Genomic DNA, 14,007 nt, shown 5'->3' with positions numbered 1-14,007 from the left:
CGCGCCGCGATCGGCGCGCGCCGCCTACACGTCGAACTTCACACCCTGCGCGAGCGGCAATTCGCGGCTGTAGTTGATCGTGTTCGTCGCGCGGCGCATGTAGCTCTTCCACGCGTCGGAACCGGACTCGCGGCCGCCGCCCGTTTCCTTCTCGCCGCCGAACGCGCCGCCGATCTCCGCGCCGCTCGTGCCGATGTTCACGTTGACGATCCCGCAATCGCTGCCCGCCGCCGACATGAATTGCTCGGCCTCGCGCATGTCGTTCGTGAAGATCGCCGACGACAGCCCTTGCGGCACGCCGTTGTGGATCGCGAGCGCGTCGTCGAAGTCGTCGTAGACGAGCACGTACAGAATCGGCGCGAACGTCTCGCGCGTGACGACGGCCGTCTGCCTCGGCATCCGCACGAGCGCCGGACGCACGTAGTACGCATCCGCATGGCCGAGCTCGACGCGCTCGCCGCCCTTCACCTCGCCGCCCTGCTCGCGCGCATCGCCGAGCGCCTTTTGCATCGCGTCGAACGACGCGCGATCGATCAGCGGGCCGACGAGCGTGCCCGCTTCAAGCGGATCGCCGACCTTCACCGATGCGAACGCCTTCTCGAGGCGCGGCAGCAGTCGATCGGCGACGCTGCGATGCACGATCAGCCGGCGCAGCGTCGTGCAGCGCTGGCCCGCGGTGCCGACCGCGGCGAACGTCACGGCGCGCACGACGAGATCGAGATCCGCGCTCGGCGCGACGATCATCCCGTTGTTGCCGCCGAGCTCGAGAATGCTGCGCGCGAGCCGCCGGCTCAGCACCTGCGCGACCTCGACGCCCATCCGCACGCTGCCCGTCGCGGACACGAGCGGCACCTTCGGCGAAGCGCAAAGCGCCTCGCCGACGTCGCGGCCGCCGAGCACGAGTTGATGCAGCCCGTTGGGCACGACGCCCGGATGGGTCTTGTCGAACTCGCGCACCGCCTTCGCGAACAGCGCGTGGCATGCGATCGCGGTGAGCGGAGTCTTCTCGGACGGCTTCCAGACGACCGGATCGCCGCACACGAACGCGAGCGCCGCGTTCCACGACCACACCGCGACCGGAAAGTTGAACGCGGAGATCACGCCGCACACGCCGAGCGGATGCCAGGTCTCCATCATCCGGTGGCCGGGACGCTCGGACGCGATCGTCAGGCCATAGAGCTGCCGCGACAGGCCGACCGCGAAATCGCAAATGTCGATCATCTCCTGCACTTCGCCCAGGCCTTCGGATGCGATCTTGCCCGCCTCGAGCGTGACGAGCCGGCCGAGCGCCGCCTTGTGCTCGCGCAGCACGTTGCCGAACACGCGCACGAGCTCGCCGCGCACGGGCGCGGGCACCGTGCGCCACTTGAGGAACGCCTGATGCGCGGCGTCGATCTTGCGTTCGGTGTCGGCCGGGCTGTCGGCGGCGAGCGTCGCGAGCGTCGCGCCGTCCACGGGCGACCGGGCGGTCAGCGCACTGCCTTGCCAGCGGGCCAGATCGACGTCGAGCGCGGCGAGAATGTCGTTGAATTGCATCGCTTCCTCTTCAGAACAGATTCAGGTTGATCGGTGCGGCGTCCCCGCCGCGAATGAATCGATTGGACCGCGTTCGCGCGCCGCATGCAAGCGCGCCGGCCATTCGGCCTAGCGCCCGCTCGCGCCGGCATCGAGCCCTAACGGCGTGCCGCGAGCGCCGCGCGCAGCCGGCGCACGCCCTCGAAAATCTCCGCCTCGCCCGGCGCGGCGAACGACAGCCGCAGGCGGCTCGCGTCCGCGTCGCGCGCGTAGAACGCCGCGCCCGGCACGTACATCACGTTGTGCTCGAGCGCGCGCTTGAGCACCTCCGACGCGTCGCGGCCGCCGCTCAGGCGCGCCCACACGAACATGCCGCCCGACGGCTCGCGCCACTCGACTTCGTCCGGCACGAATTGCGCAAGCGCGCTCACGAGCGCGCGGCAGCGGCTGCCGTAAGTCTGCGCGATCGTGCGCAGATGCGCGGCAAGCCGGCCGCTCTCCAGATAGCGGCGGATCGCTTCCTGCGCGATCGGTGCGGTGCACAAATCGCTCGTCTGCTTCGCGACCGTCATCCGGCGCAGGATCGCGGCGGGCGCGACCGCCCAGCCGATCCGCAGGCCCGGCGCGACGATCTTCGACAGGCTGCCGAGATAGACGGTCCAGTCCGATGCGCCGTCGTGCGCGAGCACGGGCCGCACCGGCTCGCCGGAAAAACGCAGGTCCGCGTATGGATCGTCCTCGACGAGCACGAACCGCGCATCAGCCGCGATCGCCGCGAGCCGCGCGCGGCTCGCGGGCGGCAGCGTCGCGCCCGTCGGGTTCGCGAACGTCGGCACCGTGTACAGCAGCTTCGGGCGGCGCTCGGCCGCGGGCCACGCGGCGAGTTGCGCGGCGAGCGCGTCCGGATCGACGCCTTCGGCGTCCGTGCGCACCGGCACGAGCTTCGCGCCCGCGAGCCGCAGCGCCTGCAGCGCGGCCGGATACGCGGGCGCCTCGACGAGCGCGACGTCGCCCGGCTCGATCAGCGCGCGCACGAGCAGATCGAAGCCCTGCTGCGAGCCCGTCGTGACGAGCACGTGCGAAGCGTCGCACGCGACGCCGCGCGTGCGCGCCATCCAGTCGGCGAGCGCGGCGCGCAGGCCGGGCTGGCCCGCGGTGTCGCCGTATTGCAGGCAGGCCGCCGGATCGTCGCGGGCCGCGTCGGCGAACGCCGCCGCGATGCCTTCGCGGTCGAACAGCTCGGCGCACGGATAGCCGCCCGCGAACGAGATCATCCCCGGCTTGCCGACGTGCTTGAACAGCTCGCGGATCGGCGAGCCCTGCGGATCGGCGAACGGCGCGGCGAACGGATAGTCGACAGCGGCGGCGGCGAGCGTCATGGCGGCTCCGGTGCGGAAGAAGTCGGGCGAAAGGGAGGGTCGAACGCCGGGCCGATCAGGCAGCGGCCGTCATCTTGAAGATGCCGGTTGCGTTGCCCGCGTCGAAGCTCAGGTCGAGCGCGCGGCGGCCGGTTTCGGCGTCGGCCACCGCGTCGCGCGTGATGAATTCGTAGAACGAACCCGGCACCTCGCGCTCGACGAGCGCGCCCGACGCGTCGACGAACGCGCGCACGACCGGGTCCGCGCGGAATGCGGTCTGCCGCACGCGGCCCGAGCGCGACACCTCGACGGCCGGCTTGATCGGCCGCCCGAGCGCGCGTTGCGCGGCGGCGAGCGCGTCGACGTCGGGCACGCGGTCGGTCGCGTGGTTGAACGCGTTGCCCTCGGTCGCGATCCACGCCATCTCCGCCGATTCGGCCAGCAGCGTTTCGTAGTCGGCGAGCGCCGGGCTCGCGTGTTGTCGATCGAAGCAACGCACGAGCACGGGCATCAGCGCGCGCGCGTCCGCAAGCGGCAACGACGCGTCGCGCTCGAGTTCGGCGAGCGTCGCGGCGGCCTGCGGCGTCAACGGATCGGCCGACGTGCCGAGCACGTTCGTCACGGCCGCCTGGAACGCGGCGCTGAAGCGCTCCGGATGAAGCTCGCTCACGAAGAACTGCGCGATCTGGTCCGGCGCGTCGAGATGCGCGTACGAGCGGCCCGTCATCCTGAGGCGTTCGAGCGGATAGGTGCCGTTCAGCCGATAGCCGAGCGGCCGAAGGATGCGTGTGAACGCCGCCTCGCCGGGCGGCAGCGCGCCGCACGACGGCCAGCGCACGGTGCGCAGCGCGCCGTGATCGAACGTCACGCGCCCGCCGTCGCGCGCGACGTCGCGCGTGTACGCGCGGCCCGTCGGCACCCGTTCGAGCAGATCCGCGAACAGCGCCATATTTAGCGCCTGCGCAAGCTCGGCGCGCGTGACGACGCCCGGCTCGCAGCGCTCGAAGCATGCCGGAACATGCATGAGCCGCATCAACTCGTCGATGGTCGGCTGATCGGAAACGGTGGCGAGCAAGGCGGCGAGATTCGGGTTCATCGGGTTCTTCCGTGGGTTTTCGTCGTTCCGGCGGCGCGCGCGCCGCGCATCGGAGCGCGCGCAGACGGGATCGGAATGGATTTTCGATGGGCGAAATTCATCCGGCAATTGATATAAACTCACCAGTTCATTCCAAAAACTCACCAACTCGCGATTTTCCGATCGCTCGACCATCGATGCGAAAAGGCATTCCGAACCTCGCGGCGCTGCAGGTGTTCGAAGCGGCGGCCCGCCACGAGAGCTTCACCCGCGCGGCCGACGAGCTCGCGCTCACGCAAAGCGCGGTCAGCCGCCAGATCACGTCGCTCGAGGAGCGGCTCGGCGTCGCCTTGTTCCTGCGAATCAGGAAGCGGGTCGTGCTGACGCCGCACGGCCGCCACTACGCGGCGCTCGTGCGGCGCAACCTCGAGCGCATCGAGCGCGACACGCTCGAGCTGATGGCGCAGCGCGGAATCGGCGCGACGCTCGAGCTCGCGGTCGTGCCGACGTTCGCGAGCCAATGGCTGATTCCGCGCCTGCCCCAATTCCGCGCGCTGCGGCCCGACATCACGGTGAACCTGTCGGTGCGCACCGAGCCGTTCCTGTTCAGCGATTCGACGTTCGACGCCGCGATCTACTTCGGCCACGCGCTGTGGCCCGGCACGCAAGGCCGGCTGCTGTTCCTCGAAGGCGACATGCTGCCCGTCTGCAGTCCGGCGCTGCTTGGCACGAACGGGCGGCGGATCACGCGCGACGCGCTGCTCGATTTGCCGCTGCTGCACCTGTCGACGCGCGCGGACGCGTGGCGCGACTGGTTTCGCGCGCACGGCCTCGACAACGATCTGCGCGCGGTGCGCGGGCCGCGCTACGAACTGTTCACGATGCTGACGGCGGCCGCGCACGCGGGCATGGGCGTCGCGCTAATGCCGGCGCTGCTCGTCGCCGACGAACTGGCGTCGGGGCGCCTTTGCGCGCCGCTCGATTTGCGGCTGCGAAGCGACGCCGGCTACTACCTCGTCGCGCCGGACGCCGCCGCCGACAGCGAACCGTTCGTCGCGTTGGCCGAATGGCTGGGTTCCATCGCGCCCGCGCGGCCGATAAGCTGACGCGACCATCCAGTTCATCCGTTCATCGGCCGGCGGCAGGCCGGCCATGCGAGACCGACCATGACCATTCGCATCGGCGACATCGTGCCGCTTTCCATCGCGCGCGCCCGCTTTTCCGAGCTGGCGGACGACGCGCGGGACGGCGGCGAGAAAATCATCACGAAGAACGGCGCGGCGTACGTCGCGCTGATCGACGCGAGGCGGCTCGATCATTACCACCGGCTCGAACGCGAGCGCTCGGAGCGCAACGGCGCGGCGCCGCTGCCCGGTGGCGGCGGCGCCGGAATCGGCGGCATCGGCCGCGGCGCCGCGGTTGCGGGGGAGCATCCGACGGGAGACGGCGCCGCAGCCGATGCCCGCGGCTTCGATGCGTCGCCCGCCGAAACGCGCGCCGATATCGATTGAGTGTCGATCGAAACAGGGCCGACACGCGAACGATATGCCGACGACATGCGCTTCGATGAAGGAAGGCGCCTGATGGGCGCGCCGCGCGCGACCCGCGCGTCGCGGACGGCGGAGCGGAATCCGGCGCTCCGCCGGAGCCTGCACGACACGCTCCGTCCCCCGTCCATCCGTGCAGACGCTGCTTCATCACGCGCACGACAACCGATACGATAGTCAGTACATTCGCCCTCGACCGGCCACGAACGGCCCGAACGACAACCGCATGCAGAACTATTACGAAGCCACGGTAACGCGCACGCCCTACCCCGCGCTCGCAGAACGCATCGACGTCGACGTGTGCATCGTCGGCGGCGGCCTGGCGGGCCTGTCGACGGCGCTCGGGCTCGTCGAGCGCGGCGTGCGCGACATTGCGCTGCTCGATGCGCAAACGGTCGGCTTCGGCGCGTCGGGCCGCAACGGCGGCTTCGTGTTCGGCGGCTACAGCCTCGACAACGCGGACCTGCTGCGCACGCTCGGCCCCACGTCCGCCCGCGCGCTCTATCGCTTGACGATCGACGCGGTGGACCTGATTCGCGTGCGCGCCGCGCGCTACGGCATCGATTGCGATCTCGTCGACGGCGGCGTGATCCTCGCGAACTGGTTCGACGACCCGGCTCGCCTTCGCGAGCCGCGCAAGCTGATGAAGGAAGCGTTCGGCGTCGACTGGGAGCCGCTCGACGAACGCGAGTTGCGCACGCGGCTAAAGACCGACCGCTATCACGGCGGCCTCTTCGAGCGCAACGCGTTCCACTTCCATCCGCTGAAGTACGCGCTCGGCGTCGCGGCCGCGGTCGCGCGAAGCGGCGCGCGAATCCACGAGCATTCGGCCGCGCGCGCGATTCGCCGCGACGGCGCGGGCTTCGTCGTCGCGACCGACGGCGGCTCGGTGCGCGCGCGCCGCGTCGTGTTCGCGGGCGGCGGCTATGCGCGCGGCGTGTATCCGCGCATCGAGCGCGCGGTGCTGCCGATCGCGACCTACGTGATCGCAACCGAGCCGCTCGGCGCGCGGCTCACCGATGCGATCGCATGCGAATCGGCCGCCTATGACACCCGCTTCGCGTTCGACTATTACCGGCCGCTCGCCGACACCCGGATTCTGTGGGGCGGCCGCATCTCGGTGCTCGAACGCGGGCCGGACGCGATCGCGCGGCTGCTCAGACGCGATCTGCTGCGCGTCTATCCGCAATTGCGCGACGTCGCCGTGCAGTTCGCGTGGGGCGGGCTCATGAGCTACGCGCGCCACAAGATGCCGCTGATCGGCCGGGACGCGGACGGCGTCTGGCACGCGGTCGGCTTCGGCGGCCACGGCATGGCGCCGACGACGGTGGCAGGCGAAGCGCTCGCGGCGGCGCTCGCCGAGGGGCGCCCCGTGCCCGACGAGTTCGCCAGGTTCGGCCTCGTGCGCACCTTCGGCCTCGCGGGGCTCGCCGCCGCGCAGCTTACGTACAGCGCGTACGAGGCGCGCGACGCGCTCGCCGCGCGGCGCCGCGCACGCCCCGGCAAGCCCGTCTTTTAGAGCGTGGAATCGGGCGAAAGCCGCTTGGGGTGCGTGCTAGAATGCGCCGACCATGCCGCCGTCCGATCACGCCAAAATGAAACAAGGAAGCAAGGCCGCAGCGCCCGACGCCGAAGTGAAACAAGACGAGGCGCGCCGCAAATACGACCCCGAGCAGACGAAGCGCAACATCCTCGACGTCGCCACGCAGGAGTTCTCCGCGATGGGGCTGTCGGGCGCGCGCGTCGACGCGATCGCCGAACGCACGAATACGACGAAGCGGATGCTCTATTACTACTTCGACAGCAAGGAAGGGCTGTACGAAGCGGTGCTGGAGAAGGTCTACGGCGACATCCGCGCGCTCGAGCTCGAGTTGCACGTCGGCGAGCTGGAGCCGCGCGAAGGGCTGCGCCGGCTCGTCGAATTCACATTCGACTATCACGACAAGCATCGCGATTTCGTGCGGCTCGTGACGATCGAGAACATCCACGGCGCGAAATACATCGAGCAACTCAAGTCGTTCAAGAACCGCAACGTCAGCATCATCAAGACGCTCGAAGAACTGCTCGCGCGCGGCGTCGAAAGCGGCGTGTTCCGCGACGACGTCGACCCGTTCGATCTGCATCTGCTCATCAGTTCGTTCTGCTTTCATCGCGTCGCGAACCGCTATACGTTCGGCACCGCGTTCGGCCGCGATCCGTCGTCGCCGCGGCTGCGTGCGCGGCATCGCGCGATGATCGCCGATGCCGTGCTGCGCTACGTCGCGCGCTGATCGCCTGCTGGTCGGCCCGCTGGTCGCCTGCTGATCCCCCGCTGATCGCCTGCTTTCTCCCGCGCGTCGCCGAGCAAGGCGATCGTCACGCGGCCGTTCACCGACCGCAGCCGCGAATCGGTCGCAGCCGCGAATCGGGCCGCCTACCGGTATCGCCTCGTCGGACGCGTCCGGCGCGGCCCACTCCCGACCGAAATCGCACGGCCGCCCGCGGCCGCACATCGCGGAACCCATGGAATCGGTACGCGACGAACGGGCGAACGGTCCGCGTCCGGCGCCGCTTGGCCCACGCCAAAGCGCGACGACCAACGCCGACGCAGCGCGCTCGCACGTGAACCGCATTGAAACGCGTTGAAAAGCATTGAAACGCACCGCGCGCGACGCCGATGCACATGCGCGAACCAACGCAAGCGCCCCGGCTCGTCAACGCGCCGCCACCGGCGCCGCGAGCGCGATCCGCGCCTTCTCCTCCGGGCTGGCATCGACGAAATATTTTTTCGCCCACCGCGAATCGGGCTGCAGCGCGAGGCCGCCGTGCGGGCCCGCCGCGCCCCCCGCGCCCGAACCGTTGCCGCGACGCGAAGCGATCGCGAGCGCGCGCGCACGATAGTGCTCGTAAAGCCGCAGGAATTCCGCGAGATAGATCCCCGCTACGCGCGCATCACGAATCTCGAGCAGGTTCTCGTCGTTGTAGTGCTCGGAGTTCGCGCTCATGTTCGCCGAGCCGCTGTAGACGATCGGATTCGCGCCTTCCGCGTCGATCACGATGAACTTGTGGTGAACGACGACGGGCGGATACGGCGGCGGCGCCTCGCCCGGAAAGAGCCGCAGCTCCGCCTCGAAGCCGGCGGGCACCGTCGCGGGCGAAAAATAGGCGGCGTCGATCACGTCCCGGTTCGATCGGCTGCGATGATACAGCTCGAGGTTCGCGAGACGCGCGGCGTCGAGCGTCTTGCCGTCGCGCCGGTCCGCATCCGCCTGCTGCGCGCCGCGTGCGCTGATCGCGTTGACGAGCCCGAACATCATCAGCCCGCGGTCGCCCGCCGCGAAGCATGCGTCGCGCAACGCCGCGTCGGTCGGCATGAACAGGCAGAACACGACCGAGTGCCGCGCGCCGCGAATCGCGTCGACGATCGTATCGATCTGCGTGCGCGCGCCGCGCGGCTCCGGCGAGAACGACACGCGCACGCGCGCCGTGCCGACCTCGACCGGCTCCGACCAGCCGGGCGCGAGACGCGCGGTCTCGGCGACGCACGGGTTCGACGCGAGCGCGCGCGCACAGGCGTTGTACAGCCCGGCGAGCGCCGCCGATTCGAACGTGTGCAGCACGTTCGCCTGCTCGGTGATGCCCTCCGTCGTGAAGTTCGCCGAGCCGGTCAGCACGCGCGCGGGCCCGGCCTCGTCGCCCGCGACGATGAACTTGTCGTGCATGATCCGCGTCTTGTCGCGCGGCGCGAGCGTCGCGACGCCCGTCAACTGCTCGACGGCCGCCTGGTTCGGCGACGGCAGCGGCGGCTCGCCCGAGCCGCGCTTCGTCTCGTGCGCGTCGTAGACGATCGCGAGCGCATCCGCGCCGTGCGCGCGGCCGAACGCGTCGAACGCGGGAATCGCCCATAGCGGATCGGTCAGGTGATAGACGGCCGACACCGCGCGCCGCGCGTCGGCGCCGAGCATCAGCCCGAAAGTCTCCTCCAGATCGTTCGCGAGCCACGTGCGCAAACGCCGCGCCGCGTCGGGTGACGGCGCGGCGCCATCGGCGAGACGCAGCGCGCGGACCTGCTTCGCGAACGCCTGCGAGCTCACCACCGCGCGGTTGAACCACGTGCCGACGCCGCCCTCGACGTGCGCGGGCAGCGTGACCGTGCATCCGCCCGCGTCGGCTTCGAGCACCCGCAGCGACGCGGGCGTGCCGACCACCGGATAGACGTCGTAGCGAAACGCCCGCCCTCGATCGGGCGGATCGATCCGCGCGTCCCACCACATGAATTTCTGGATCGGCGCCTGATCGGTCGGCGCATCGCCTTGCGTGTGGGCCGCCGGGCCGTCGAAGGTCAGCCGATTCGGCAGCCAGCTCGTCGCGGCGCGGGTCTTGCCGTCCGCCGACCAGAAGCCGGGCGTGCGCTTGATCGCGAAGCCGAGAAAGTCGTCGCGCCGCTGCGCGTCGGGCCAATCGAAGGCCAGCAGGACCAACGTCGGGGAAAGATAGCTGCGCACGCTGACGGACATCGCCGCCCTCCTCGGCTCATCGCCTTCCAAAGTCGTAGCGACGAGTGTTCAACGCGCGCTTGCCGCGCGTGTGACGTTCTGATGAAGTTTCCGTGTCGCGCGGGCTTCGGCGCGGCGAACGGCACGCGTGCCGCGCGCAATGTGCGGTGACCGACCGCCAGGCGAAAACGAATGATCGGCATGAGGCGGCACAGCGCGGCGCGCGACGTACGAAGCCCGATATGCGCGGCACGGCCGGGGCGCTCGCCGGACGAACCGTCGCCCGCCCGCGAGCGACGAACAGGCCTTCGGCGAAGCCCGCCACGCCGCCTCGCCCGGCCCCGCCGGTCGCGGGAAATTGCGATGCCCGGCACGCCGGAACATCACGCACGCGCGGCGCTTCTCCGACAAACCGGCGCTCATCCGCAAACGACGAAACCGGGCCGCCGCGATGCCGGCTCACGCCGCATCGCGCAGCGTGGCCCCCAGCGGACCTGAAAGCACCCGGCGCGCCGCACGCAGCATCATCGCGAGCGCGCCTCGCGCACTCGATACTCGCGCGGCAAACGGGCGCTCATCCGCAGACGACCAGTTCGATCCCCCGCGCCGTCAGCGCACGCCGCATCGTCTTGTCGGGCGCGCGCTCGGTCACGAGAAAGCGCGCGGCGTCCGAGCCGTTGATCCGCACCGGCGTCACGCGGCCGAACTTCGAGTGGTCGGCGACGACGATCGGCGCGGCCGCCGCCGCGAGCATCCGCCCGCGCACCTCGGCGACGACGCGCGAGTAGTCGGTCAGCGTGCCGTCCGGCGTGATCCCGCCCGCGCCGACGAACGCGAAATCGACGTGGTATTGCGAGAGCTGCTGGATCGTGTCGAGGCCGAACGTCGCGTCCTCGTCGTCGGACAGCTCGCCGCCGAGCAGCGTCACGCGGTTGCCGTTGCGGCGGCCGAGCACGCCGGCGATCCGCCAGTCGTTCGTATAGACAGTCAATCGATGGCGCTCGGCGAGCGCGAGCGCGACCGCGTGGACCGTGCTGCCCGAGTCGAGCAGCACGGACGCGCCGTCCGGCACGAACTCCGCCGCGCGCCGGCCGATCGCGCGTTTCGCGCCCGCGTGCGACGCATCGCGCTCGGACACGCTCGGCTCGTGCCGGCCGGCCGCGAGCGCGCCGCCATGCGTCGTGATCACCAGGCCGCGGGCGGCGAGCGCGTTCAGATCGCGACGGATCGTCTCGCGCGACACGTTGAGCGCGTTCACGAGCTGCGCGACCGACAGCGCGCCCGCACGGCCGAGCTCGGACAGGATGTAGCGATGACGTTGTTCTGCAAGCATGGCGCGCGGCGCGGCCGGGCCGCGGGTTGGAGCGTGGAGGGCGAATGGCGGGCTATTGTAGTACGGCGAGAGCGCGCCCGCGCCGGCCGCCGGCCACCGTGGTTCGCGTGTCCCGCGTGCGTCCGGCAACGGCGCGCGGCCGTTCGGTCGCGCGATGCGAAATCGATCGGTTACCGCGCGACGCGATGATTCGCGACGCTCCGCCCCGCCCCTCGCCGCGTCGCCGGACTGCAAACGCGCGGCGCGCGGGGCGATATCGGCCCGGCCCGCGCGGCGTGTCGCCTGCACCGGCAACCTGCGGGCAATTCAGTATTTCGCCCGGCGCGGCAATCGATTTCGCCGCGCATTGCTAAACTCGCCGCTCGACCAAGCCAAACGACAGAGGTGAATCGATGTATCGCAAAGGCGCTGTCCTCGAAATCCAGTTTCCGCCGGAGCGGCTCAACGACGCGGCGGGCGACCCGTACTGGATCGATCTCACGCTCGAAGAGGCGCGCCGGCTGCATCGGCAACTGAGCGCGCGCTTCGCGGCCGAGGCGAGCGCGAACCAGCCGCTCGACACGTTCTCGCTCGACTGACCCGCCACCGGCCCAAGCCGGGCGCGGTGCAGATTTCGACAAGACGACGGCGCGCCGGCGCGCGATACTCGGCCGCTTCGCCTCCATGCCGGTGTCGCCCGGCCCGTTTCGCATGCCTGTTTCCGCTTCCGCCGTCGCCGCCGTCGCGTTCGTCGCGCTATGGTCGACGGGCTTCATCGTCGCGCGCGCGATCAAGCCGTACGCCGATCCGAACCTGTATCTGCTCGCGCGCTTCTCGGGCACTGCGCTCCTGTATGCGTGCATCGCGCTCGCCACGCGCGCGCCGTGGCCCGCGCGGCGCGAATGGAGCCGCCATCTGCTCGCGGGCGCGCTACTGCAAGGCGCCTATCTGAGCGCGAGCTACTGGGCCGTCGCGCAAGGGCTCAACGCCGGCGCGATGGCGCTTCTCGGCGCGCTGCAGCCGCTCGCGACCGCCGCGCTCGCCGCGCCGCTCTTCGGCGAGCGGCTGCCGGCGCGCGGCTGGCTCGGCATGGCGCTCGGCGTCGCGGGCGTCGCGCTCGTGCTCGCGCCGAAGCTCGGCGCCGCGCCGGCTGCGGCGGGCGGCGCGCCCGCGTGGGCCGTCGTCGCGATCGCGATCGCCGCAGTCGGGTCGATCACGGCCGGCTCGCTCTATCAGAAGACCTCGCTCGCGCAAGCGGACTTGCGCACCGCGGTCGCGCTGCAGAATCTCGGCGCGGCGATGGTCGCCGGCGCGGCGGCCATCGCGCTCGGCGAAACCCGCTGGCACGGCGCGCCCGCGCTGTGGTTCTCGCTCGCGTGGGGGATCGGGATGCTGTCGGGCGTCGCCGTGATGCTGCTGATGGCGATGCTGCGCCGGGGTGACGCGGCGCGCGCGACGTCGCTGCTGTTCCTCGCGCCGCCCCTCGCCGCGCTGCAGGGCTATGCGCTCTTCGGCGAGACGCTCGTGCCGCTGCAGATCGCCGGCTTCGCGCTCGCGCTCGCCGGCGTCACGCTCGCGCGCCGCAACTGACGGCCACAGCGAACCTGGCGCGAGCGGCGGCCCAATCGAAGGGAAAGCCGAACCGGCAGCCGGCATGCGCGCACGAATCCGCCTATGATCGAGCCTTCGATTCCGCCGCGAAGGAGCACGAGATGTCCCGTCCCGATCAAGCCGCCCGCCAGCGGGCGATCGCCGCCGAGTTGCAGGTGTCGCCGTCGTTCGACGCGGGCGACGAAGCCGCGCGTCGCATCGCGTTCGTCGCCGATTACCTGCGCGCGGCAGGATTGCGGACCTGCGTGCTCGGCATCAGCGGCGACATCGATTCGTCGACGGCCGGCCGGCTCGCGCAACTGGCCGTCGAGCGGCTGCGCGCGTCGGGCTACGACGCGCGCTTCGTCGCGATGCGGCTGCCGTATGGCGCGCAGCACGACGAAGCCGACGCACAGCGCGCGCTCGCGTTCGTGCGCGCGGACGAGACGCTCACCGTCGACGTGAAACCCGCCGCCGACGCGATGCTCGCCGCGCTCGCGACAGGCGGCCTCGCCTATCTCGACCACGCGCATCAGGACTTCGTGCTCGGCAACATCAAGGCGCGCGAGCGGATGATCGCGCAATACGCGGTTGCGGGCGCGCGGCGCGGCGTCGTGATCGGCACGGATCATGCGGCGGAATCGGTGATGGGCTTCTTCACGAAATTCGGCGACGGCGGCGCGGACGTGCTGCCGCTCGCGGGCCTGACGAAGCGCCGCGTGCGCGAACTCGCGCGCATGCTGGGCGCCGACGAACTGCTCGTGATGAAGACGCCGACCGCCGATCTGGAAACGTTGCGTCCGCAACTGCCCGACGAGCAGGCGTACGGCATCACGTACGAGCAGATCGACGATTTCCTCGAAGGCAAGCCGGTCGACGACGCGGTCGCCGAGACGGTGCTGCGGTTCTACGACGCGACGCGCCACAAGCGCGCGCTGCCTTATACGATGTTCGACTGGCCGGGTCGCCCGGCGTGAGCGCGAGCGGCGTCGGAATCGGCGTCGGCCCGGCTCCGTCGCTTGGCTTCGGAGAGCGATCGAACACGCGCCGCGCACCGTCATGGCGCGGCGCGCGGCGCATGCGCCGCCTGTCGAGCCGGCCGCGCTCGACGCGGTCGCGCATCGCTCGACGCCGC

The 14,007-nt window shown here is 70.8% G+C and carries 12 protein-coding genes; 7 read left to right on the top strand and 5 right to left on the bottom strand.

Features of this window, described 5'->3' with window-relative positions; translation table 11 throughout:
• Window positions 1–24 precede the first annotated feature (24 nt).
• The 3 genes from BTH_RS04650 to BTH_RS04640 form a co-directional block, all read right to left on the bottom strand.
• On the bottom strand, window positions 25–1,536 hold the full coding sequence (locus BTH_RS04650; RefSeq protein WP_009896240.1) for an L-piperidine-6-carboxylate dehydrogenase: 1,512 nt from the start codon (window positions 1,534–1,536) through the stop codon (window positions 25–27).
• A 137-nt stretch (window positions 1,537–1,673) separates the two neighbouring features.
• A complete protein-coding gene (locus BTH_RS04645) occupies window positions 1,674–2,894 on the bottom strand; it encodes a PLP-dependent aminotransferase family protein (protein ID WP_009896238.1) in 1,221 nt (406 codons plus the stop codon).
• Window positions 2,895–2,949: 55 nt separating this feature from the next.
• Window positions 2,950–3,969 carry a DUF1338 domain-containing protein gene (locus BTH_RS04640; RefSeq protein ID WP_009896236.1) on the bottom strand — a complete coding sequence of 340 codons (1,020 nt, stop codon included), beginning with the start codon at window positions 3,967–3,969 and terminating at the stop codon, window positions 2,950–2,952.
• 176 nt (window positions 3,970–4,145) lie between these two features.
• Here BTH_RS04640 and BTH_RS04635 point away from each other — a divergent pair, with 176 nt between their 5' ends.
• The 4 genes from BTH_RS04635 (at window position 4,146) to BTH_RS04620 (ending at window position 7,765) form a co-directional block, all read left to right on the top strand.
• Window positions 4,146–5,054 carry a LysR substrate-binding domain-containing protein gene (locus tag BTH_RS04635; protein ID WP_009907471.1) on the top strand — a complete coding sequence of 303 codons (909 nt, stop codon included), beginning with the start codon at window positions 4,146–4,148 and terminating at the stop codon, window positions 5,052–5,054.
• A gap of 60 nt (window positions 5,055–5,114) precedes the next feature.
• The gene (locus BTH_RS04630) at window positions 5,115–5,459 is read left to right on the top strand and encodes a type II toxin-antitoxin system Phd/YefM family antitoxin (protein ID WP_009896232.1); all 345 of its coding nucleotides are present in this window, start codon (window positions 5,115–5,117) and stop codon (window positions 5,457–5,459) included.
• Window positions 5,460–5,721: 262 nt separating this feature from the next.
• Entirely contained in the window at window positions 5,722–7,014 is a 1,293-nt protein-coding gene (locus BTH_RS04625) for an NAD(P)/FAD-dependent oxidoreductase (protein ID WP_009896230.1), read from the top strand.
• Window positions 7,015–7,066: 52 nt separating this feature from the next.
• Window positions 7,067–7,765, top strand: coding sequence for a TetR/AcrR family transcriptional regulator (locus tag BTH_RS04620; protein WP_009896229.1), 699 nt, complete (start codon window positions 7,067–7,069; stop codon window positions 7,763–7,765).
• A gap of 423 nt (window positions 7,766–8,188) precedes the next feature.
• Here BTH_RS04620 and BTH_RS04615 read toward each other — a convergent pair whose 3' ends face one another.
• Entirely contained in the window at window positions 8,189–9,991 is a 1,803-nt protein-coding gene (locus BTH_RS04615) for a phospholipase D-like domain-containing protein (RefSeq protein ID WP_011401065.1), read from the bottom strand.
• 553 nt (window positions 9,992–10,544) lie between these two features.
• A complete protein-coding gene (locus tag BTH_RS04610; RefSeq protein WP_009896227.1) occupies window positions 10,545–11,303 on the bottom strand; it encodes a DeoR/GlpR family DNA-binding transcription regulator in 759 nt (252 codons plus the stop codon).
• Window positions 11,304–11,695: 392 nt separating this feature from the next.
• On the opposite strand from BTH_RS04610, the gene BTH_RS04605 reads away from it, so the two are divergent.
• From BTH_RS04605 to nadE, 3 genes are all read left to right on the top strand, one after another.
• A complete protein-coding gene (locus BTH_RS04605) occupies window positions 11,696–11,881 on the top strand; it encodes a hypothetical protein (protein ID WP_009896225.1) in 186 nt (61 codons plus the stop codon).
• An 85-nt stretch (window positions 11,882–11,966) separates the two neighbouring features.
• Window positions 11,967–12,872 (top strand): DMT family transporter, encoded by a 906-nt coding sequence (locus BTH_RS04600; RefSeq protein ID WP_009896224.1) that lies wholly within the window; start codon window positions 11,967–11,969, stop codon window positions 12,870–12,872.
• A gap of 122 nt (window positions 12,873–12,994) precedes the next feature.
• A complete protein-coding gene (nadE, locus tag BTH_RS04595; protein WP_009896223.1) occupies window positions 12,995–13,849 on the top strand; it encodes an ammonia-dependent NAD(+) synthetase in 855 nt (284 codons plus the stop codon).
• Window positions 13,850–14,007: the final 158 nt, after the last annotated feature.

It is taken from the genome of Burkholderia thailandensis E264 (assembly GCF_000012365.1).
GTDB lineage: Bacteria > Pseudomonadota > Gammaproteobacteria > Burkholderiales > Burkholderiaceae > Burkholderia > Burkholderia thailandensis.
Note: the sequence above shows the minus strand (reverse complement) of the source record. Positions and strands in the feature narration are given on the sequence as shown.

Coding starts and splice junctions, on each gene's coding strand:
- BTH_RS04645 (WP_009896238.1), bottom strand. CDS start 2,894: ATGACGCTCGCCGCCGCCGCTGTCGACTATCCGTTCGCCGCGCCGTTC.
- BTH_RS04620 (WP_009896229.1), top strand. CDS start 7,067: ATGCCGCCGTCCGATCACGCCAAAATGAAACAAGGAAGCAAGGCCGCA.
- BTH_RS04650 (WP_009896240.1), bottom strand. CDS start 1,536: ATGCAATTCAACGACATTCTCGCCGCGCTCGACGTCGATCTGGCCCGC.
- nadE (WP_009896223.1), top strand. CDS start 12,995: ATGTCCCGTCCCGATCAAGCCGCCCGCCAGCGGGCGATCGCCGCCGAG.
- BTH_RS04640 (WP_009896236.1), bottom strand. CDS start 3,969: ATGAACCCGAATCTCGCCGCCTTGCTCGCCACCGTTTCCGATCAGCCG.
- BTH_RS04615 (WP_011401065.1), bottom strand. CDS start 9,991: ATGTCCGTCAGCGTGCGCAGCTATCTTTCCCCGACGTTGGTCCTGCTG.
- BTH_RS04605 (WP_009896225.1), top strand. CDS start 11,696: ATGTATCGCAAAGGCGCTGTCCTCGAAATCCAGTTTCCGCCGGAGCGG.
- BTH_RS04625 (WP_009896230.1), top strand. CDS start 5,722: ATGCAGAACTATTACGAAGCCACGGTAACGCGCACGCCCTACCCCGCG.
- BTH_RS04630 (WP_009896232.1), top strand. CDS start 5,115: ATGACCATTCGCATCGGCGACATCGTGCCGCTTTCCATCGCGCGCGCC.
- BTH_RS04610 (WP_009896227.1), bottom strand. CDS start 11,303: ATGCTTGCAGAACAACGTCATCGCTACATCCTGTCCGAGCTCGGCCGT.
- BTH_RS04600 (WP_009896224.1), top strand. CDS start 11,967: ATGCCGGTGTCGCCCGGCCCGTTTCGCATGCCTGTTTCCGCTTCCGCC.
- BTH_RS04635 (WP_009907471.1), top strand. CDS start 4,146: ATGCGAAAAGGCATTCCGAACCTCGCGGCGCTGCAGGTGTTCGAAGCG.